At 39.7% G+C, this 20,319-nt stretch carries 18 protein-coding genes and 1 tRNA gene; 12 read left to right on the top strand and 7 right to left on the bottom strand.

The features are described 5' to 3' along the window. Window positions 1-222: 222 nt before the first annotated feature. Window positions 223-810, bottom strand: coding sequence for a TOBE domain-containing protein (locus tag ASJ81_RS18960; protein WP_095645749.1), 588 nt, complete (start codon window positions 808-810; stop codon window positions 223-225). Between the two features lie 679 nt (window positions 811-1,489). Here ASJ81_RS18960 and ASJ81_RS18955 point away from each other — a divergent pair. Continuing rightward, window positions 1,490-3,412, top strand: coding sequence for a sodium:solute symporter family protein (locus ASJ81_RS18955; RefSeq protein ID WP_095645715.1), 1,923 nt, complete (start codon window positions 1,490-1,492; stop codon window positions 3,410-3,412). Between the two features lie 53 nt (window positions 3,413-3,465). Here the strand turns inward: ASJ81_RS18955 and ASJ81_RS18950 are convergent, their stop codons facing one another. Continuing rightward, window positions 3,466-4,275, bottom strand: coding sequence for a sugar phosphate isomerase/epimerase family protein (locus tag ASJ81_RS18950; protein WP_095645714.1), 810 nt, complete (start codon window positions 4,273-4,275; stop codon window positions 3,466-3,468). Window positions 4,276-5,087: 812 nt separating this feature from the next. Here ASJ81_RS18950 and mtrE point away from each other — a divergent pair. The 9 genes from mtrE to ASJ81_RS18905 all read left to right on the top strand — a co-directional run bounded on the left by mtrE (window position 5,088) and on the right by ASJ81_RS18905 (window position 12,532). After that, window positions 5,088-6,002, top strand: coding sequence for a tetrahydromethanopterin S-methyltransferase subunit E (mtrE, locus tag ASJ81_RS18945; protein WP_095645713.1), 915 nt, complete (start codon window positions 5,088-5,090; stop codon window positions 6,000-6,002). After that, the gene (mtrD, locus tag ASJ81_RS18940) at window positions 5,999-6,751 is read left to right on the top strand and encodes a tetrahydromethanopterin S-methyltransferase subunit D (protein WP_048108290.1); all 753 of its coding nucleotides are present in this window, start codon (window positions 5,999-6,001) and stop codon (window positions 6,749-6,751) included. Before mtrE ends, mtrD begins: the two co-directional genes overlap by 4 nt. Before the next feature lies 1 nt (window position 6,752). Further along, a complete protein-coding gene (gene mtrC, locus ASJ81_RS18935; RefSeq protein WP_095645712.1) occupies window positions 6,753-7,556 on the top strand; it encodes a tetrahydromethanopterin S-methyltransferase subunit MtrC in 804 nt (267 codons plus the stop codon). Continuing rightward, a complete protein-coding gene (locus ASJ81_RS18930) occupies window positions 7,553-7,879 on the top strand; it encodes a tetrahydromethanopterin S-methyltransferase subunit B (RefSeq protein WP_095645711.1) in 327 nt (108 codons plus the stop codon). Before mtrC ends, ASJ81_RS18930 begins: the two co-directional genes overlap by 4 nt. 1 nt (window position 7,880) lies before the next feature. Beyond that, a complete protein-coding gene (gene mtrA, locus ASJ81_RS18925) occupies window positions 7,881-8,603 on the top strand; it encodes a tetrahydromethanopterin S-methyltransferase subunit A (RefSeq protein ID WP_095645710.1) in 723 nt (240 codons plus the stop codon). Continuing rightward, window positions 8,603-8,824, top strand: coding sequence for a tetrahydromethanopterin S-methyltransferase subunit F (locus ASJ81_RS18920; RefSeq protein ID WP_048108284.1), 222 nt, complete (start codon window positions 8,603-8,605; stop codon window positions 8,822-8,824). Before mtrA ends, ASJ81_RS18920 begins: the two co-directional genes overlap by 1 nt. A 10-nt stretch (window positions 8,825-8,834) precedes the next feature. Continuing rightward, window positions 8,835-9,053 carry a tetrahydromethanopterin S-methyltransferase subunit MtrG gene (gene mtrG / locus ASJ81_RS18915; RefSeq protein ID WP_048108282.1) on the top strand — a complete coding sequence of 73 codons (219 nt, stop codon included), beginning with the start codon at window positions 8,835-8,837 and terminating at the stop codon, window positions 9,051-9,053. Between the two features lie 13 nt (window positions 9,054-9,066). Continuing rightward, entirely contained in the window at window positions 9,067-10,017 is a 951-nt protein-coding gene (gene mtrH, locus ASJ81_RS18910; RefSeq protein ID WP_095645709.1) for a tetrahydromethanopterin S-methyltransferase subunit H, read from the top strand. A 1,402-nt stretch (window positions 10,018-11,419) separates the two neighbouring features. Beyond that, window positions 11,420-12,532: a hypothetical protein gene (locus tag ASJ81_RS18905; RefSeq protein ID WP_095645708.1), complete on the top strand. Its 1,113-nt coding sequence runs from the start codon at window positions 11,420-11,422 to the stop codon at window positions 12,530-12,532. Between the two features lie 308 nt (window positions 12,533-12,840). Here the strand turns inward: ASJ81_RS18905 and ASJ81_RS18900 are convergent, their stop codons facing one another. The 5 genes from ASJ81_RS18900 to ASJ81_RS18880 all read right to left on the bottom strand — a co-directional run bounded on the left by ASJ81_RS18900 (window position 12,841) and on the right by ASJ81_RS18880 (window position 17,563). Further along, complete coding sequence (locus ASJ81_RS18900) at window positions 12,841-14,343, bottom strand: RtcB family protein (RefSeq protein ID WP_095645707.1); 1,503 nt, start codon at window positions 14,341-14,343, stop codon at window positions 12,841-12,843. 375 nt (window positions 14,344-14,718) lie between these two features. Continuing rightward, a complete protein-coding gene (locus tag ASJ81_RS18895) occupies window positions 14,719-15,159 on the bottom strand; it encodes an archease (RefSeq protein WP_095645706.1) in 441 nt (146 codons plus the stop codon). A 209-nt stretch (window positions 15,160-15,368) separates the two neighbouring features. After that, a complete protein-coding gene (locus ASJ81_RS18890; RefSeq protein WP_095645705.1) occupies window positions 15,369-15,980 on the bottom strand; it encodes a CDP-alcohol phosphatidyltransferase family protein in 612 nt (203 codons plus the stop codon). A 174-nt stretch (window positions 15,981-16,154) separates the two neighbouring features. After that, entirely contained in the window at window positions 16,155-16,724 is a 570-nt protein-coding gene (locus ASJ81_RS18885; RefSeq protein WP_095645704.1) for an aldolase, read from the bottom strand. A gap of 278 nt (window positions 16,725-17,002) precedes the next feature. After that, a complete protein-coding gene (locus ASJ81_RS18880; protein ID WP_095645703.1) occupies window positions 17,003-17,563 on the bottom strand; it encodes a YkgJ family cysteine cluster protein in 561 nt (186 codons plus the stop codon). Between the two features lie 527 nt (window positions 17,564-18,090). On the opposite strand from ASJ81_RS18880, the gene ASJ81_RS18875 reads away from it, so the two are divergent. Together ASJ81_RS18875 and ASJ81_RS24005 are read left to right on the top strand one after the other, a co-directional pair. Next, window positions 18,091-18,164 (top strand) — tRNA-Thr (locus ASJ81_RS18875). 795 nt (window positions 18,165-18,959) lie between these two features. Then, entirely contained in the window at window positions 18,960-19,988 is a 1,029-nt protein-coding gene (locus ASJ81_RS24005) for a PKD domain-containing protein (RefSeq protein WP_245860322.1), read from the top strand. Window positions 19,989-20,319 lie beyond the last annotated feature (331 nt).

The following is a 20,319-nucleotide window of genomic DNA, read 5'->3' as shown; positions in this document are numbered from 1 at the left end:
AGCCTTTTAGAAAAAAATCAGGATTCTGGACGAAAAGGTATAAGCTGAATACAAAAGGTATTCATTGCACTGGCATAAGTATTTAAGAAGACGAAGAATACCAAAAATCCAAAAACATATCATAAAATTATAAACTGCAACCCGGGTAGAGTAATGATAGGGAATATAATTTCATTCTATGTATTGGAAAATGTATGCTTCTATCAAATTGAGTTATAATTTTCAGTCTGAGCGCTCTATCTCCCTTGAATCAATTTTCGTAGGTCCTTTTTCACCGACAATTTTTGCAACCATTACCTCGGTAGATTTGATGACCGCGTAAACCCTATCTCCGGGTTTGATATTAAGTTTTTCTACAGCTTCTTCAGTGACTACTGAGGTTATAACCGAAGGTTCCATTTCAATCGTAATTTTCGACACAAGCCCATTCTTTTCCACTCCAAGCACCTTACCAGGTAGCTGGTTTCTGGCTGATAACTTGAAACTTATGTTTTCCCAGGCTGTTTCATCCCCTATGGTTTCACTAATAAGCTGCTTACTGGTCTCATACTCAGCCAATAACTTTCTTCCCAGGTCAGTCAGGAAGGTGCCCTGATTTTTTCCTCCTCGCACTGTGAGGACTGCGGGTTCTCCAAGAGCTTCATTCATTTTTTTAAGTACTATCCAGGCTTGTTTATATGATATATCAAGCTTCTTACAGGCTTTCCGAAGTGAGTGCTCTTCTTCTATTGTCTTCAGTAACTTAGCTCTTCCAGCACCCATGACGGTCTTTCCGTCTTCCGTAAACCAGACTTTTGTTCTTGCTTTCACAAATTTCACCTTTACACGGAGTACATGGACAGAACTTGCCCTGAACTGGGCATACACCGGAACTCAAGGAAGAGTACCTATTTTCTCTATTTATTATATTGGGTTATAAGGACATAAGGAAAATGCCAAAGTCAACTTTCGCCCGAAAAGAGTTCCAGCATCCAGATTTCAGTAACCTTGCCCTGTAAAGAGTTTCTGATGCTGGATTGTGCGGAAGTCTTACTTAAAACTATGTTCTCAGGTTTCAGAAAGATATGTACTTGACTCCTCACCTTAATATCTCCTGAAGCGTGAATCGCTATATTCCTGTCAACTATTATCCGTGCTTCGGTCTGCTCAAGTAATTACAGTACAGTCAATTTTTTATTTGCCATTATATCCTGAAAAGATGACGGAAATTATAAAAGTATCCTGAACTTATTTTAATACAAACTTATGATAAAAATAATAAATATAATAATTGTTTTAATTCAAGTTAGCTTGTCTAGCTATAAAAAAAGGTGCTTATATGACTGTGAAAAGGTGAATAAATTTTATAGTGAAAGTAAATGTTTATTTATCTCTATGCCGATACGATGAGCATATATATAAAACTCTATATTTGAAAGTTGAATAACATCTTGAAAATTCGATAAAATGAATTGCTTACATATATCCTAATATGTTTGAAGGTTTATTTATGAATGGCTATAGTATTTTCCTTGTAATGCTTACAGTCTATATAGCCGTACTTGTGGCTATTAGCTGGTATTTTAATAGTAGACAGAAGTCCATCACCGATTTCTGGCTTGCTGGCCGCATGATAGGGCCGATAGCGATAGGTTTTTCGGCTGCAGCTTCGTGGTTAACAGCTGGTGGAATTCTTGCAGTTGTCGGGTATTTTATGCTCGGAGGAATGGGTTCTATATGGGAATTTGTGGCTCCTAATATCCTTGCTCTCCTTGTTATTGCTGTGCTTGTAAGGAAGATTAAAAGTCTGCCTGCAATCACACAACCTGAGCTTCTAGAACAACGTTATGGCAGTTCAATAAGATTGCCAATTGCAGTGATTATTACTGTGGTAATGACCCTTTTTTCAGTATCGGATATTAAAGGGCTTTCTCTGGTGTTGCAGGTATTTTATGGCCTTGATCCACTTTATGCTGCGGCCATCATTGCGATCTCAGTTTCTCTCTATGTTACTTTGGGAGGACTTTCAGCGGTTATCTGGACAGATGTTATCCAGTTTGCTTTCCTTGCCCTCTTCTCAGTGGGAATGGCTTTTGCATCAGTAGGAACAGTAGCTGACGGAGGACTTAACACTACTGCAATAAGTGCATCTCAGCTTTTTGGAAATGTGTCTGCTAGCTGGTGGAATCCTTTCTCAGTCGGTCTTCCTCTAATATTGATACTCAGCTTTGCCTTAATCCCTGGCTGGATTACTGAGCAGGATCCCTGGCAGAAGGTTTGGGCTGCAAGAGATGCAAAATCTGCCAGTCGCGGAATGATAATCGGTGCTCTCATGATTTCCGTAGTCTTCGCAGCTTGTGCTGTAATTGCAATAGCTCTCAATTCCGTATATCCTGAAATCGCAAAGATGGGTTTTCCTGCAGGCATGGGCATGGCAGAACCTGCACTCCTTAACTTTGTCAACACACGTTTTGCTTCTTCTCCTGTGATCATATCCTTAAGCGCAATTGGACTTGCGGCAGCTTCAATGTCGTGTACGGACACCTTTTCAACTTCAGGAGCCTCCTGTGTCTCCAGGGACATTTTTCAGAGATATATAAAACCTGATGCTACAATGAAAGAAATGCTTGCTGTAAACAGAATCACTGTCGTTGCTATTATACTTGCGGCAACAGCAGGCTCATTTGTAATTCCAGACATTATCGGTGCTATTCAAATTGCAACCTTCATTGCAAGCTCATCCTATTTTTTCCCTCTAATGGGAGGCTTATACTGGAAACGGGCTACTAAAGAAGGAGCTTTTGCAGGAATGATTGTGGGATTCTTTATTCAAGTGGCTCTTGTGGCTGTGGATCTCATAAAAACACCACCTATGGGTACCAACTATCTTGAGACCATCCACCCGATCCTCACAGCTCACGGGGTAATTGTAGGAATGACCATGAGTGCAATTGTCTTCGTTGGAGTGTCCCTTATGACAAAACCCTCGAGTAAGATCAATCTTGCACCCTTTTTCAAAGAGGAGGCCGAAAATCTTGCTCGTTACGAAGCAAAGGAGATCAGTGAAGCAGATAAGTCGTACAGCGCTTTTCTTGAAAATATTGATGAAAAAATTACCGGAGAACGTGCTCATCTCCAGCTTAATCTCCGAGCTTCAGGAAACCTCGACTGGCATGAAATAATAGAACGGCTTAAGATCAGTTATCCTGCCTGGATAACTCCTACGGGGATTGATTCCGTATACAGATTAACCCATGGGGATATGCTTTCTTGTGTCGCGATAACTAGAGGTAGCGGAGATCGGGACATATGGCTCAAGGCCGAGCCTACTCTTGAAATCATGGGAAGACAAAAGAGAGAACTTTTCACAGCCTATGAAGAATTAAACAAAGTACTTGGCCAGAAAAACGTAAGTCTGGAATTTTTTAAGTAAAGGTTAGGGTTCTACAGAATCCATCTATTTCTTATTTATATTTTAAGCAAAAGTTAAAGCTTGAATGCTTTCTCAAGGGTCTTTTTTCCAAAAATGAGGTCTTCGAGAGAGAATACTTCAAAATTATAGACGCCTTTATATCCCGAAAGCAATTTGAGGGCAGAAAAGTCCACACAGCCTTCTCCCGGAGCCATATGCTCGTCTCCATCGTATTTTTCTGTCCAGTGCCCGCTATTATCGTGAAGGTGAAGATGGATAATATGTTTTTTCAAGGTTAGGATAAATTCCTTGAGTTTTTCAGGATTTCCTTCACAGGTAAGGTTTGCGTGTCCTATATCAAAGGTAGCTTTCAAGTGTTCGGAGTTCACAGCTTCTATAGCCAGGGAAAGCTCTTCGGCTTCACAGCAAAAGTTCGAAGGATCTGTACTTTCCTTATTTTCAAGGCCCAGAGTAACTCCATAGTCATCAGCCACGGATGCAAGTTTGTTGAGGTTTTTGATCATAGAGTAATAAGATTTTTCCCTGTCAGGCCCAATTCTTCCCGGATGTAATACCACAACAGGGGCTTCTACCTGATTTGCAAGCGCGATTGACTCTTCCATAAGTGTAAATTCTCTCTTGCCCATTTTTGCAGTGTCAATCTGGAGAGCTGAAGGATATTTCGAGTCTCCTGAAGAGTAAGGGGCATGAACTGTAACTGCAAAATTATAGATCGAGATTTCATCAAGTACTCTATCAAGCTTTTCAATCTCAAGTGTCGAACCGTTGTAGATTCCAAGTTTGGGGACATACAATTCTATAAACTCGACATGTTCTTTCAAGTCCCCAGGATGACCGGCAAATGATGAGGCTCCTAAAATCACGCATTAATCAAGGAAACTAAATATAAAAATCCTTTTCTGAAGCCTTCAGTTGAAGCCTTCAGTAATCAAATTCACAACAGTATAAATATAGTTAGTTGACTTTCAAAATTAATTATTTGTTTTTTGGCAAAGTTGAAAATATACATTAATTTCTATTGGACTGCAGCCATGCAGTTCTTCATTTTATTAATTTTATAAAGTCACCCAACATATTTATATATAATTAAATGTTATCCAGCAAACAGTACAATTTTATTTATAAATATTCTTTTAAGAAAATATATAGTTTTCTGTGATAGATATACTTTTTTCATAGACACATGCAGTATTAAATTATTTGTACTTTATGGTACAGAAAACATACCTTTTTCTTTCCTTAAATAAACTAAAAAGTTAATATAGTAAATATTCTATAAAACTCAATATTATAATAACCACAACGGAATAACTCATTAATATAAAAATACCACATATATTTTTCAAATCTAAACGCAAAAATTCACTGGTTAAGATCGGAATCTTTATATTATATTGGAGAAAGTAGAATTTTTTTATTTATATAAATATACGATTTTGTGTACTTTTACCTGCGCCATCTATCTTATAAAATTGATTGTATATTATATACCCATCTAATAATATTTTAAAAGCATACATATTTCGAAAGGTTTATGAATGATCCTCTCTAATCAAAAAATTAACGCGCGTCATAATCATATTTCTTTGTAATGATATGGCAGACGATTTAAAAAATATACAGCGTTTTTTGAATCCACCTTATTACATGTAATAATATAAAAGGAGGAAAATGAATGGAACCACTCATAAGCATGGGAGTGCTTGCACTTATCGGAGTGGCTGCGACCATTGCAGGTGCCTCGGAAGATCTGGAATCTGATATAGGCTCGCAGAGTAACCCTAACTCTCAGGTGCAGCTAGCTCCCCAAATGATGTTTCCCCACAGAATATTTAATAAAGCTATATCTGGAGAACCGCCATCAAATGCATTAATGTGTTCGATTGGTGCAGCCGTTGCAACAGTATTAATAAGTGAGTTTACGATGTCCCCACTTTTTGCACTGGTATTCGGTTCCCTCATTGCAGCATGCGTACACGGTACTTTTGCGATAACTTCTACAATGGGCAGATGTGCCAGTCAGAGCCGGTTCAAGCAGCCGATTTATCTTGATATGATCAGAGCTCACACTCCGGCAATTATGGGATATGCGTTCATAACAACCTTCTGTATTTTAGTGGTATCATACTTGATGACCGTTGTACTTGGACACCCCTTCCCACTAACTATGCTGGCTTTTATCTGGGGTATTACAGTAGGTGCAATCGGATCGTCAACAGGCGACGTTCACTACGGTGCAGAACGTGAGTTCCAGCAGTTTGAATTCGGTTCGGGACTGAACGCTTCAAACTCAGGAAACATTGTAAGATATGCCGAATCCGGGCTAAGGGATGGGTTCGATAATTCCTGGTTCTGTGCCAAGTTTGGAGGTCCTGTCACAGGGCTTGCTTTTGGTATGACTGTATTCCTTGGAAGCTGGATAACCACTATTTTTGATCCTGCAAAAGGCCTGACTTTAGGCTGGCTCTCTGTTATTGCAGGCGTTGTCATTGTCTTTATTTTAATTATCTGGAACTGGAAGATGGAAGTCGAAGCCCGCAGAGCATATGGACCCTACAAGGAAGATAAGACTGAGGAGGCTTCAGCATGATTGACGCTCTCTTTGGAAATATCATCTGGATGGCCCTAATCACAATTGGTGGCGTTCTGATCTCCTGGAGTGTCCACTTCGTGCCTGTAGGTGGTGCACCTGCAGCTATGGCCCAAGCAACTGGTATCGGTACAGGTACAGTGCAGCTGGCAGCAGGAGCAGGTCTGACAGGGCTTGTTAGTGCAGGTTTTATGATGAACGTAACAGACAACCTTCCGCTAATTCTTGCCTCAGGTGCAGTGGGTGCAATGATTATGATCGCTGTGACCATGATCGTTGGTACCTTGGTCTATGTTTATGGTGTGGGTGTTGTGCCTTCTTCAGCAAAAGTAAAAGTTGACCCTATTACAAAGTACAGGCAGGATCTGTATGTATCCCAGGGTACTGAAGGGCACGGTCTTCCAACTGTAAGCTTTGTGAGCGGAGTTATTGGAGGAGGCCTTGGTGGAATCGGAGGTTCCCTTGTTTATTATTCACTTATTGAAGTGGGTATGAGTGTAGGACTGGAGCGCGCTGGAATTACCAATGCAGTTACAGGAAACCCACTTGTAGCAGTTGCAGCAATATTTGCAATAGGCATTTTCTTTGTGAACGCTGTAATTCCTTCCTATAACATAGGAGGTACAATTGAAGGGTTCCACGATCCGAAATTCAAAAAATGGCCAAAAGCTGTAGTTTCTTCCCTCATAGCAACAATACTGTGCGCCATTGTGGCGGTAGTTGCAATCGCACAGCTCGGAGGTATTTAAAATGTCTGCAGGTGGAGCAGGAGGAGAAGCCAAAGGCGGTTATCCTCCACAAACAATAATGGCTTTAGGTATAGTCGGCGGCCTTGCCGGAATATACCTTGGTAACTTCATGCCTCCAGCATATTCCTTCTTCGGAGGCCTTGGGGCAATCTGCGCAACGGTCTGGGGTGCTGATGCGGTTCGCCGTGTCGCAAGCTATGGACTTGGTACAGGTGTCCCATCAATAGGTATGCTTGCCCTTGGTATGGGTATTTTAGCATCTCTCTTCGGGCTTTCAATAGGAGGCGTTGCAGGGCCTATTGTTGCTTTCGTTGTAGCAGCAATTATAGGTGGTGTTATTGGTGCCCTTGCGAACAAAGTAATCGGCATGGGTATCCCCATTATGGAGCAGGCAATGGTAGAGATTGCGGGGGCAGGTACCCTTGTAATTCTCGGATTGAGCGTTGTTATTGCCGGATCTTTCGATTTTGCTTTAGTTGTCCAAAACGTCGTTGCAAACGGATACATTGCACTGATCTTTATAATAGGTGGTATGGGAATCCTTCACCCCTTCAATGCTAGCCTGGGACCTGATGAGAAGCAGGACAGAACTCTCATGCTTGCTGTTGAAAAGGGAGCAATTGCATTAATAATTGCAGGGTTTGCTTCTTCACTCCATGAAGGATTAATGGCTGCTGGCTTAAACATGTTTGTAGGCATTGTCATCTGGTACTTTGCTTTCAGCAAGCATTATGCACTTATTAAGAGAGACGCATACGCAGTCGTTGGAACCGGTCTGTTGCCAAGTTCGGAGGAACTACAATGAGCATGGTCAGAATAGCTCCCGAGATAAATTTAGTTCTGGACCCGGACACGGGAACCGTGACACAGGAACGGAAAGACTCAATTCAGTATTCCATGGAGCCAGTATTTGAGAGAATGGACAAACTGGATGCAGTTGCAGATGACCTGGTTAATTCCCTTTCGCCCAGCAAACCACTCCTTAGTTCCTGGCCAGGGCGTGAGAACACCTCCTATATGGCAGGATTTTACGGAAACACTTTTTACGGAGTCGTTATAGGTCTTGCCTTCAGCGGGTTACTTGCCCTTATCATATATATATCAAGTTTGATGAAAGGGGTGGTGTAAAATGGCAGATAAGAGAGAACCAGCCCCAGGATGGCCTATCCTGAAAGGAGAATATGAAGTAGGCGATGCCAAGAACTGTGTACTTGTAATTACCTGCGGGTCTCACCTTCCGGGAAAGCCGGTCCTTGATGCAGGTGCAGCCGTTACCGGATCGTGTAAGACTGAAAATCTCGGTATCGAAAAGGTAGTTGCTCACGTTATCTCAAATCCTAATATCAGATACCTGCTTGTGACTGGCTCTGAAGTCAAAGGGCACATTACCGGCCAGTCAATTATGGCCCTCCATGCAAACGGTGTAAAAGAAAACAGGATTGCAGGGGCAACAGGTGCAATCCCATATGTGGAAAACCTGAATCCAGCTGCAATCGCCCGTTTCCAGGAACAGGTTCAGGTTGTCAACCTTCTGGATACCGAGGATATGGGTGCTATTACCTCCAAAGTTAGAGAATTGGCCTCAAAAGACCCGGGTGCCTTTGATGCAGAACCACTGGTTGTGGAAATCAGTGAAGAGGGCGGAGAAGAAGAAGAGGGCGGCGCTGTCAGACCTGTCTCGGGGGAAATTGCAGTTATCCGGAGCAGACTGAAAGCAATTGAAGCCCGCATGATGGATATAGGAAACTTGAACAAGTTCCACTCAGGTGTTCACGCAGGAAAGATCGAAGGCGCCATGATAGGGTTGACAATAACCATATCCCTGCTTGGATTATTACTGCTAGGGAGGTAATGAAAATGGCAGAAGAATACGACAAAGGCGTCCCAATGGTGCTTGCCCCTCAGATGGGTGCAATTGATGCTACTGTTGAGAGCATTCGATATAGAGCACAGTTGATTGCGAGAAACCAGAAGCTGGATTCCGGGGTTGCGGCCACCGGAGTAATTGGCTTTGCAGCAGGTTTCATCTTTTCACTGCTGATGATCATTGTACTCCCGTTACTTGTCTGGTGAGGTGAATAATATGGATGGAAAAGCACCAGCAGCATTTGTAGAGCCAGGTGAATTTAACGAAGTAATGAAAAGGCTCGATAAGATCGATGAAAAGATTGAGTTTGTCAACAGTGAAGTTGCGCAAAAAATCGGAAAGAAAGTAGGAAGGGATATTGGAATTCTTTACGGCGGAGTTATTGGCCTGCTACTCTTCCTGATATATACCGTGGTATCATCAATGTTCATGTAAGTGAGGGATCAAAATGTTCAAGTTTGACAAGAAACAGGAAGTTTTTGAAATCGGCGGAGTTAAATTCGGCGGACAGCCGGGTGAAAACCCAACCGTGTTAGTCAGTACTATGTTCTATGCAAGGCACAAGATTGTGACCGATGAAGACAAGGGTATCTTCGACAGAGCAGCTGCAGAAACCCTCTGGAACACCCAGGTTTCACTGAGCGATGCCACCGGGCTCCCCTATGTAAACCAGATTGTAGGGGAAACTCCTGAAGCGATCAAGCGCTATATTGACTGGTTCATTGAGATTGACGACAGGACACCTTTCCTGATCGACTCTTCAGCCGGAAATGTGCGTGCAGCCGCAGCTCAGTACTGTACCGAAATAGGTGTTGCAGACAGGGCAATCCACAACTCGATCAACGCAAGTATTGAACAGGAAGAAATCGATATCCTCACAGAAAGCGACGTATCAGCTGCAATCGTCCTTGCCTTCAACGCAACCGATCCTACCGTAAAAGGAAAGGTTGATATCCTTGAAGTCGGCGGTTCCGGACAGACCAAGGGTATGCTCCAGGTCGCAAAGGAATGTGGAATAAAGTATCCCATTATCGACGTTGCAGCCATGCCTCTCGGTGCAGGCTCAGGCGCAACAATCCGCTCGGTACCCACACTGAAAGCAAAGTTCGGGCTGCCAATAGGCGGTGGATACCACAACATGGCTTCGGCATGGGACTGGCTCCGCAAATTCAAGAAGACTCAGCCTGACCCCAAGGCAATCTACATGCCTGCAGACATTGGTACCAACCTGGTGGCCCTGATTGCAGGTTCGGACTACCTGCTCTATGGTCCTATCGAAAACGTCAACCAGATTTTCCCGGCTGTTGCAATGGTCGACATTATGCTCGGTGAAACTGCAAAGGAACTTGGCGTCGAGATCGCAGACCTGGAAAACCACCCGGTAACCAAGTTGACATAACTAAAAAAGAACAAATTAATAGAGTCTCAGGACTCAAAAGCAGAGGAAATTTTCCTTTGCTTTTTCTTCTTTTAAAACGTTTTTGTAGCTCTCTCACTATTCAGGTTCTTATTCTCTTGAATTTCTATCTTTTTTTTCCTATTGTCTTCTGTCTTTATTCTCTATACTACTTCTGGAATCTCTTATCTTGTTTTCTGCACTTACTTCTGGATATTGTCTTCTGTCTTATTCTCTATACTACTTCTGGAATCTCTTATTTTTGGTTTCTGTACCGACTTTCAGAACTTATTCCTATCATCTGCATATTTTTAGAAAAAACTGACTATTTAATCTAAAATATTTCGTTTGTTTACTTTAAAATATAATGCCTCTATAAACCTAAAAAATAAAAGATATTTTGACAAGCCAGAGAAAACATAATACCAATTAAATAGGAGAAATATGAGAGAATTTCAATAAATATCAATCTCTGTCGAATCTTCTCTATTTATTATACAAACAATTTACAAAAATCAAATTTATTGAAATGTTCTTGAATTTCGGGAAATAAGGGTGTTATGTATGAGCTAGAACGGAAAACGTAATTATATTAAAAAGTTTTGTCTTTCTTCAGGAGAAAAGTTCCTGGCTGGCTAGATAGTCCGTCGGAACCTGCCAGGTACTTATGAATCCACTCCCAAACTCGCTTTTTGGGACTGTTATCGCCTCTGAAGATTGTGAGTTTTCAGTAAAATTGTAATAACCTGTGAGTTTTTACTCTGTGCTTAAGCAGGATCTATACAATCTACTAAGAAACTCACGGATTTTGAACATGTCAACCTATGCCCTTAAAATTAAATTAGGGTAAATAATAGAAGGTTATACAAACTGTAAGGATAGGGTGAAATCAATAATGCGATCTTCCAGGTTATAGCAGTCCGACTTACATCCCAATATTTCTTATTTGCATATTGTACACTCTCTGTACATATATATATAAAGTGTTGTGAACCAGTGCCATTCGTTTCTGGTCGGTTGTCAAGTCTTTAGCTCAACACTATAAAAATTTAACTAAACTTCAAAAGTACGATGACATACAAAAATATACATCAGGCAATTCTACGGAATTCGTAGGTATGCCAATATTGTATTATATTTTAAAATTAATTGGGACTTTGGATGGAACATCTTTTAATCCTAATCATCAAAGAGTAGTAATAAATAGAAAGATTTAATATTCGGTAGCACTTACCAGTACCATAACTAGAGCTCTAAATAAGAACTTTTAGGATTCGCGGTTTACTTCTTTAGAAAAAATGTTTTTCTAAACATTAACCAGAAATCACAAGAAATCCTGATTTTACGGGCATCAAAACGGATCATAGCATAAATAGCCAGGAAACCGGATTTATCGGGTGAAAATATGCTAATCAGAAAGAACATTTCCCTGGATGATAAATACCTTAAAAAGTTACAGCCCCTTCTGGATGCCAATAACGGGAATTTGAGTGCTGCAGTCAGGGATACCATTGAAATTTCGGATACGGCTCTCTTATATCATAAAAGCATTGATGAAGCAATCCGATTTTTAAAAGAAACCCCTGCAAAAGAAGAATTAAACGAGACTATCCAGAACGGAGAAAATATCGTTATAAATAAAACGATGCTTGAATGGCTGTTCAGGTGTACCAGGGGCAGGCTTACGGATGAGGAGCTTGTTAATGAGCTTATCAATCCGTTTGAGATTCAGAATATGAAACAACTTGAAGATTATCTTAACAGGGTTTCTAGAAGTTATCAATGGGTAATTCGAACTTCAATAAAGTGCGAAGATATAAATAACCCTGAGTCTGCACTGGTACTTATTTCCAATTCGACTGTCCACAGTAGAGACTTTTTTTCTCAATTGGTGGCTCATTTCCTTTCCAGATGGAAACAGCTTGACGTTGAGCACGTTTTCAGGAGATCAAACTCGACTCAGATTTCTTTCAAAAGAAACACTTCTATCTCATCGAATGAGATAATGCCCGGAATCCGGAAACATTTTGGATATCTTGATATTTTATGTAAGGAATTGGACGATAATACCGAATTCTGGACTCAGCTCATGTACACCTATAATGCTGAGAGATTCAATCTCGTGACTCTTCATCGGAGCCAGTTTGAAATTTTTGCAACTGGCGAAGTCCCAAACCCGACAAAAATTCTTGAACGCCTTTGCAAGCAGTCGGTAAGCGATATGACTCTTCCTGATTTGCTGGTCCAGTTCCGAAAAATGTATCTTTCAACCCAGCTTGTCAAAAATATAGAAATCTCCCTTGAACCTGGAAACGAATCAGTAACTATTTTCCATGACTTCAAAGACGAAAGGGTTATTCGTAACCTTATAAAATATTTTTCAAACATATTCAGAGAAAATGGCACGCCTTTCGAGACACTTTCGTATTCAAGCATGATTGTGTTTCGATTCTTCCAGGGACAAGAATCTGACAATTCGAATTTATATTTGATGGAGTCAACGGAAGAATCCAAATAACCTCACCCTATAACCTAAAGAAGTTCACAGATTTATTTGAGTTCACAAACCTATTTGAGTTCACAGATTTACTGACCAGAACCAAAAGACAGCTAAAATTTTAAAGATTTTTTAAAACTAAAGGTTAAAATTGAGGGCTAAAACTTTAGTCTATAGATCTTAAGTTCCTATAGATCTTAAGTCCGTATAGATCTTAAGTCCGTATAGATCTTAAGTCCGTATAGATCTTAAGTTCCCATAGAAACTTCATTCAGTGCCTGAGTCTATAATTTCTACGTTTGTCTAAACTCGGCCGTTTTTATCTTCAGTTAGCCTTTTGTAACCCCTAGAGGAAGAACTTTTGCGACCTTACGAGCAATGCCGAGTTCGTGTACGACATTTACCACTTCGCTGCTGGACTTGTATACATCCGGAGCTTCTTCTGCAATAACTGAAGGATGGGTAGCTCTTACTGTAATGCCCCGAGCTTCAAGGTTTTCTTTTATGCTCTGCCCACAGAATTTTTTCTTTGCATGTGCTCTGCTCATGACCCTGCCAGCCCCATGGCAGGCACTACCAAAAGAAACATTCATTGATTCTTCTGAACCGCACAATATAAATGAAGGAGTTCCCATGCTTCCAGGAATCAGTACCGGTTGACCGACATCCCTATACACGGCCGGGACTTCAGGATGCCCTGGAGGAAAGGCTCTTGTTGCTCCTTTCCTGTGCACGTATACCTCTTTTTTCCTGCCGTCCACGATATGTTTTTCAAGTTTTGCTACGTTGTGAGCAACGTCATAAAGCAGATCCATGCCCATGTCGTCAGCATCTCTCCCAAATACTTTTTCAAACGATTCTCTTGTCCAGTGAGTTATTATCTGACGGTTTGCCCATGCATAATTTGCAGCACAGAGCATGGCTTTAAAATAGTTCTGGGCTTCCTTTGACTGGGCAGGGGCACAGGCAAGTTGTTTGTCCGGAATCTCAATTTTATAGTTCTTTACGGCCTGAGAGAGTTCCTTCAGATGGTCAGTACAGATCTGGTGTCCTGCACCTCTTGACCCGCAGTGAACCATTACCGTAACCTGACCTTCTTGAAGCCCAAAGGTTGATGCTATCTCCTGATCATAGATCTTATCAACATACTGAACCTCAAGAAAATGGTTGCCACTTCCAAGAGTTCCTAACTGAGGTTTTCCTCTATTTCTGGCTTTTGTGCTTACCTGGGAAGGGTCAGCTCCTTCCATATATCCGTTTGCCTCACAGTGCTCAAAGTCGGCCTCTACGCCATACCCGGCTTCTACAGCCCATTTTGCTCCCTCAAGAAAAGCACTGTCCAGTTCCTTGTCCGATGCTCGGAGTCGGCTTTTGGAACCAACACCAGCAGGTACATTACTAAAAAGTTCGTCAGTTAATCTCTTTATATTCGGAACTACCTCTTCTTTCTGAAGGTTAGTGCGAATAAGCCTTACTCCGCAGTTGATATCAAAACCAACCCCACCAGGGCTAATAATTCCTTCTTCTACATCAAAAGCGGCAACTCCTCCTATAGCAAAGCCATAGCCAAGATGAGCATCAGGCATTGCCATAGAGTACTTCTGAATGCCAGGGAGGGTTGCTACATTTGCAATCTGGTCAATAGTCCCTGGGTCAATGCCTTCAAGTAAACTTTCGGATACAAACAGACGGCCCGGAACTCGCATGTTCGGGATGTGCCCGACAGGAATCTCCCATTCGTTCTCGGAAAGCTTCCTGACCATACCCTTTACATCCTCCTGTGTATTTTCCGTGCTTAATTCTTCGATAGTTGTATCTTCACTTTCTACCATAATTTGTGCTCCCTGCTCCTTTTACTTTAGATGTAATTCTGGAGCTACTAATTTACCTTCTGTTTTCCTAGAGTTATGCAAATTACTTTGGAAATACGATCAAATGCATTGTGTTAGGCTAGATTAAAGCCATAATGAATAAGCCACAATAAATTTGGAAAGGCCTGATTAAAATCAATTCCTTATAACCAAGCTGATCTAATATGATTTAATCAGTTCAGGACTAGATAAACTGAGATATATTTTAGATATTTATAATACTTGAAATATTTAGTGTAAAATAGGATAATAATTCCTATACATGAAGATATGCATGGTACAAATAGTTAGAGAAAAAATAGCCGTATCAGAGAACAGAAAGAAACTTCTGCTTCCTTAAATATCAATAACAACCTGAGCCTTCCAGCCGTTAGCATCTTTCGTTATTTCTAACTGGTTATAGGTGACAGCCTTAATTTCAGTTTCAAAGGGGAGGTTTTCGAGATAATACTTCTTACCCAGTACCTGAGCTGTTATTGAGTATTCACCCTTTTCTTCCCTGATCTTCTCAATCCGAAACTCCTTAAAAACGATTTCATCAACTTCAAAGAGATATAGAAGTTCAGAAAGCCAGTCCACAAGCAGGGATTCCAGGTCCGGTGACTTGAGGAAAATTTCTCTTACGGTGTCTCCTGAGATTTTTTCGGTATCAATTATAACATTGAACATAGCCAGAGCCGCATTTTCAAACACTTCTTCTCTAGTTTTTCCGTAAGCCTGAAACTTGATATCTGCAGTGTGATCCAGATACTCATACAGTTTTCCTTGAGATGACATAGCCAGATAATTGTATTTTTGTTACATTAACTTATTTACCACATGAATCTATGTTCAGGCCTGAGGTAAGTCTCTGTTACTTGAAATAATGAACTGAAATAATGAACTGAAATAATGAACTGAAATAATGAACTGAAACAAAATTATAATTGAATCAAAATTATAATTGAAACAAATTAAATTTACAAAACTATTAAAAAAGGATGTTGTTATTGCAGTTTTTCCCATATATAATAGATTCTCTGGACTGCTGTTATATGGCTGGTTACAGCGATCAAAATGACAGCCCAGCCAAGAATTGAAAAACCCGCAATTGACACTGAAAAGGCAAAGTCGCCGAAGGCTGCGAGAATTATAACTACAAGCCGGTCAGCTCTGCCCATAATTCCTCCATAATATCTTCCAAGGCTGAGCGCTTGAGCCTGGGTCCCGAGATAGCTTGTAAGCAGCACACCTACAATTGCCGTAACTCCTAACTGCCAGGAAACATAACCTGCAAAAAATATACCGCATATTATAAAAATATCCGAGTAACGATCAATAACATGGTCTAGAAAGTCACCTCTTGGGGTTGCCCTATTTGACTTCCGTGCAATTACTCCATCAAGGGCGTCAAAGATTGAGTTAAGTACTACCAGGATGCCTGCCAGCAGGATAAATTCCCTGGATGCAGGTGAGTAATAAAAACATAGTCCTGCAAAAAATGCACAGATAAGGGAAGCTATGGAAACCGTGTTGGGTGAGACCTCATATCTAACAAAATACTCTGCTAGTGGGTCGATAATTTTTGAGGCAAACGGTCTCAGGGTGTTAAATGTCATGGTACTCGAGTTTTTTCTTTAGGTCATACCCGTAACAGAAAGCCGCCCCAAAAACAGGCGTCTGATCTTACTCGGTATTCGGTTGGATTTGCTTACTTATTCGTTTCTGTGTTTACCTGCTTATTTATATTTATACTTAAGCTGTATGGTTATCCACTTACTCAACAGATAAGTTTACTTATTTCCTTTTTCTGCTTTCGCACACTCGTACAGGTACTTAACTTTGCAGGAATGTTCAAGCTGCGTGGTCACTATATAGGCATCTCCAAGTGTTTTTCCAATTGCAAAAGTCCCGTGACTGTAAACTATAGCACCTCTATACTTTGAGAGTGCATTTGCTAGATTTCCTGCAAGCTCACGGCTGCCTATTCCTCCTCCGACGACAGGAATCTCTCCTAAGAAGTACTGCCCTTCACTATCTACCGGTGAAATTCTTCCTTCAGAGCCTGCAAGCAGGGACTCAACAACTGCATACGGAGCATGAGCATGAATAATTGCAAGCGCTGAGGTTTGCCTGTAAATCTCTCTATGTGCAACGGCTTCGGAAGATGCGATTATATCCAGGGAAGAAGTGCCCCAAACATCAACTTCAACAACGTTATTCTCTGTAATTTCGTCAAGTGCGGCACCTGTCCGGGTAATAAGCATCCTGTCGCCAGCCCTGAGGCTGATATTTCCAAAGTTGGATTCGACAAGCCCGTGTTCAACCAGTTTACGCCCGTATTTTGCAATTTCCTGCCACATCTTAAGCGGTATATTATCCCTTCGGTTAATAATATATATTGGTTAGAAGTTCGTGCGTTCGAATTGCACTCTTGCATCAAACTTTTAGGATATAGCAATTAAAACAAATACACTACTGTAAAATAATACTTGCCTTTCTTCTTTGAACACTATACAAAACGGATTGCGCAAAAAGGGTTACGTAAAATGAATTGCGCAAAAAGGGTTACGTAATATGAATTGCGCAAAAAGATTACATAATAAGGATTATGCAATAAGGTCTGTATAAAAAGGAATAATTAATGGTTACTTTCTTTCAAGAATTCTATGAATGAATCTAAATTCTGTTCTTTTATTTGAATACAAAAATCATTATTTTTGTCTATGTTTTTATACTGTTCGTACATGGAATTTAATTGACTATACATTGTTGAGTTTATTGGTTTGTACCATTGTGCATAATCGTGAGTTATGTTAACAGACATCGGACATAGTAACAACGTTAAACCAAATCCGGCATCCGAATCCTGAAAAATTACAAAAGGAAAAGTTCTACACGCTTCCGGCCTATTATCGTATATTCTGCATTTTGAGTTTATCAATAATGGGCATTGATCGACGGCATTTATTGCTTTATAACATCCTTCCAATTCTGATTTTACTGCATTCGACTTTAAAATGCCTGCACTTTTTCTATCTACGTTTTTTAAGATTTTTTCATATTCTTTTCTGTGAAAATCAACAATATGATGTTTGCAGCAACTCGCATCACATGATTCAGGACAACTGTAGTGTTTAAGTATGCTTTGAGTTTTTGAGATTAACCAGTCGTATTTTTCAAAACGTTGTCTTCGATCCATGATTAAGCCTCATAAATTTCCTTTTTCACATCTCGTAAATTCTTTTTCTTTCCTGTGCTCCCTTAGCTACTCTCAATAATATCTCTATTCCCTTTGCTTTAAACACTTAAAAAACTATAAAAGTAACATGATCCGCAAGTTCAAGTTTCGCTTTTTATATAATTATACAAATACAATTATACAAATACAATTATACAAATACAATTATACAATGCTCTCTATAACGTAAACTTTCGGCTGTTTTTTGGGCTTATTGTATCAATCACTCTCTTTTACTATAAGACCATGTTTTAGTGCCGCTAACTTCAGTATCTACTTTACGAAACATCAGTTACCCAAAACATAATGTTTTAAGCTGGATCTAAGCAAAAGATTTTCATAAAGTTTATGTGCTATAACCTCTGGCACTTGACAAAAATGAGAACTGACTACAGGTAAATAAAGACAGATGATTTTCGAATGGAGAATCCGGCCATAAAGTTTATCTGTGAGTATTGTATTTAGGTAAGTCGCAGTATTTTCCAATTGCCTCGTTGGCTCAGCCCGGTAGAGCGAGTGACTTGTAATCACTAGGTCGCGTGTTCAAATCACGCACGAGGCTTCTCGTTTTTGAAGTTCAAAGCTCACTTTTTGGTTATTCTTGCAACAGATACGTTTAGGCAGGATCACTCCAATTCTTATTTCCTATCGTTGTGCGTATAGGATTGTTTCTAATTTCTTGAGAGACTCAATTGTAGGTTATCTTGTTTCCAGTGATAACCAGGAATCTATTTTTCAAAGATTGTGTGTATATAATGGGTTTCATAAACAAATTTCATTTTCAGAAGTGATTTTTATTTTTATAACTTAATTGTTGTTTTAGAATCATTTGGGTTAGCTTAGTTTTTTTAGTTTAGTTTAGCTGTCATGTGGGTAACTAAACTTACATTAAAATTTTTTTCCGAGACTTCTCTTTACCTATTTAGTGCAAACTGTCATTTTGGAAGGTGTCTTATCATTACAATGGTGGGAAATACATGGATCTAAATGTTTTATTTTTTTAAGATTGTATGTAAAATATTATAAATTACATCCTATTTTACATTATCATATTTTGAAATTTGAAGTAAAGGATAATTATCAAAATGATACCCTCTGAATATTGTTTTAGCTAATACATTCTATAGGAACCTTTGTACAATAAAAAATATTTTATGCGTAATATAAACTAATAAGAGATGATGTAGTCCAGAAATTGATATAAAAATAAAAAAGAACTCATTATTTATCTAAAAACGATATTTATATAACAAGAGTATAGATTAATAGACATCAGCATGACAAATGCTGATATGTTATAAACATTATTTAACTAAACTCTCAAAAGTTTTTATTAACCTTAAAAAGGAGTGAATAAATGTTAAAACAGCAGTTTAATGAAGTAAAAAAATTACTGGCAGTTTCTCTTGCAGTCTTTTTTGTAGCAACATTAACAATTACAACAGCAAGTGCAGCAACAGGTAATGTTATTACCTATACTGAATTACAAAAAAGCTCCACTAGTTCTCAGGCAACTACGGGATCTGTTGTAGAAGTGACTCAACTAGAGCAGATAAACGCTGCCCTTGAAAAAGGCCCGGTCTTATTAAAATTTGGTGCTGATTGGTGCGAATCCTGCAATGAAATGAAGCCTATTTTACAGGCACTTGCAACAGAATACAAGGGAAAAGCGACAATCATGTCCGTAGATATAGATAAGAGCCCTGAACTTGCAAGTTATTTTGGAGCCGGAGATGTTATTCCTGACTCCACTGTAATTGTTATGAACAGTAAATACTCTTACATGCAGGAAAATGGAAAAGTCACTAAGGATAGATCCACTGCAAGAATCATTGGACTCACGGACAAACAAGAATTTGAAAATGTTCTGGACCTTGCCCTGAGTTCTACAAACGCTCAGAGTACTGATGAAGAGAATACTGTTGATGAAGAGGACACAGACGTTCAGAATACTGATGAAGAGAATACTGTTGATGAAGAGGATACAGACGTTCAGAATACTGATGAAGAGAATACTGTTGATGAAGAGGATACAGACGTTCAGAATACTGATGAAGAGAATACTGTTGATGAAGAGGATACAGACGTTCAGAACACTGATGAGGATACAAACGTTCTTGTTGCACAATTTACCAGCGCTGTTACCAAAGGCTCTAGTCCTCTTTGTGTAAAGTTTACTGATACTAGCACAGGAGAGCCGACTAAATGGAAATGGGATTTTGGAGACGGAACAACTTCAACCAAGCAGAACCCAAAGCATGAGTATTCCAAAGCAGGGAGTTATACTGTTAAACTTACAGTAACAAACGATGAAGGTAGTGACACAGTAGCAAGAACAAGTTATATAGTGGTAACAAAAAAGAACTGTAACTGCAGGTGGAAATAACTCGATAACAAAAACCAAGTATAATTGAAGTTTTTTGTAGAAACCCTAATTTAACGTAAACTATAAAATAATTTATTCGTTTATATTTCACTAACCGTTTAATTTTTATTTTTTTATTTTATTTTATTTTATGAGCCTATCCCAAAAGCCATTTAGTTCTTAATCATCAAGAATTTTCAAGATTGTTTTCATGATCAGAAACTTGATTGATTATTCAGAATACAGGATTCAGAGAAGCAATTTTGAGTTTTGGGATCAGCTCTTATTTTATTTTATTTCAGTCGAATACCCCGCTAGCTTGCTGCGGGGATGGAAAACTTCCCCGGTAACC

Origin of the sequence: Methanosarcina spelaei, from assembly GCF_002287235.1 — an archaeon.
In the GTDB taxonomy this organism is placed as follows: Archaea; Halobacteriota; Methanosarcinia; order Methanosarcinales; family Methanosarcinaceae; genus Methanosarcina; species Methanosarcina spelaei.
This window is presented reverse-complemented; position numbering and strand designations above follow the sequence as displayed.

What these genes read in the sequence shown, in the direction of transcription:
- ASJ81_RS18905 (WP_095645708.1), top strand. Translation starts at nt 11,420, where the DNA reads ATGCTAATCAGAAAGAACATTTCCCTGGATGATAAATACCTTAAAAAG.
- mtrC (WP_095645712.1), top strand. Translation starts at nt 6,753, where the DNA reads ATGTCTGCAGGTGGAGCAGGAGGAGAAGCCAAAGGCGGTTATCCTCCA.
- mtrE (WP_095645713.1), top strand. Translation starts at nt 5,088, where the DNA reads ATGGAACCACTCATAAGCATGGGAGTGCTTGCACTTATCGGAGTGGCT.
- ASJ81_RS18885 (WP_095645704.1), bottom strand. Translation starts at nt 16,724, where the DNA reads ATGTGGCAGGAAATTGCAAAATACGGGCGTAAACTGGTTGAACACGGG.
- ASJ81_RS18955 (WP_095645715.1), top strand. Translation starts at nt 1,490, where the DNA reads ATGAATGGCTATAGTATTTTCCTTGTAATGCTTACAGTCTATATAGCC.
- ASJ81_RS18895 (WP_095645706.1), bottom strand. Translation starts at nt 15,159, where the DNA reads ATGTCATCTCAAGGAAAACTGTATGAGTATCTGGATCACACTGCAGAT.
- mtrD (WP_048108290.1), top strand. Translation starts at nt 5,999, where the DNA reads ATGATTGACGCTCTCTTTGGAAATATCATCTGGATGGCCCTAATCACA.
- ASJ81_RS24005 (WP_245860322.1), top strand. Translation starts at nt 18,960, where the DNA reads ATGTTAAAACAGCAGTTTAATGAAGTAAAAAAATTACTGGCAGTTTCT.
- ASJ81_RS18930 (WP_095645711.1), top strand. Translation starts at nt 7,553, where the DNA reads ATGAGCATGGTCAGAATAGCTCCCGAGATAAATTTAGTTCTGGACCCG.
- ASJ81_RS18900 (WP_095645707.1), bottom strand. Translation starts at nt 14,343, where the DNA reads ATGGTAGAAAGTGAAGATACAACTATCGAAGAATTAAGCACGGAAAAT.
- mtrA (WP_095645710.1), top strand. Translation starts at nt 7,881, where the DNA reads ATGGCAGATAAGAGAGAACCAGCCCCAGGATGGCCTATCCTGAAAGGA.
- mtrH (WP_095645709.1), top strand. Translation starts at nt 9,067, where the DNA reads ATGTTCAAGTTTGACAAGAAACAGGAAGTTTTTGAAATCGGCGGAGTT.
- ASJ81_RS18890 (WP_095645705.1), bottom strand. Translation starts at nt 15,980, where the DNA reads ATGACATTTAACACCCTGAGACCGTTTGCCTCAAAAATTATCGACCCA.
- mtrG (WP_048108282.1), top strand. Translation starts at nt 8,835, where the DNA reads ATGGATGGAAAAGCACCAGCAGCATTTGTAGAGCCAGGTGAATTTAAC.
- ASJ81_RS18880 (WP_095645703.1), bottom strand. Translation starts at nt 17,563, where the DNA reads ATGGATCGAAGACAACGTTTTGAAAAATACGACTGGTTAATCTCAAAA.
- ASJ81_RS18920 (WP_048108284.1), top strand. Translation starts at nt 8,603, where the DNA reads ATGAAAATGGCAGAAGAATACGACAAAGGCGTCCCAATGGTGCTTGCC.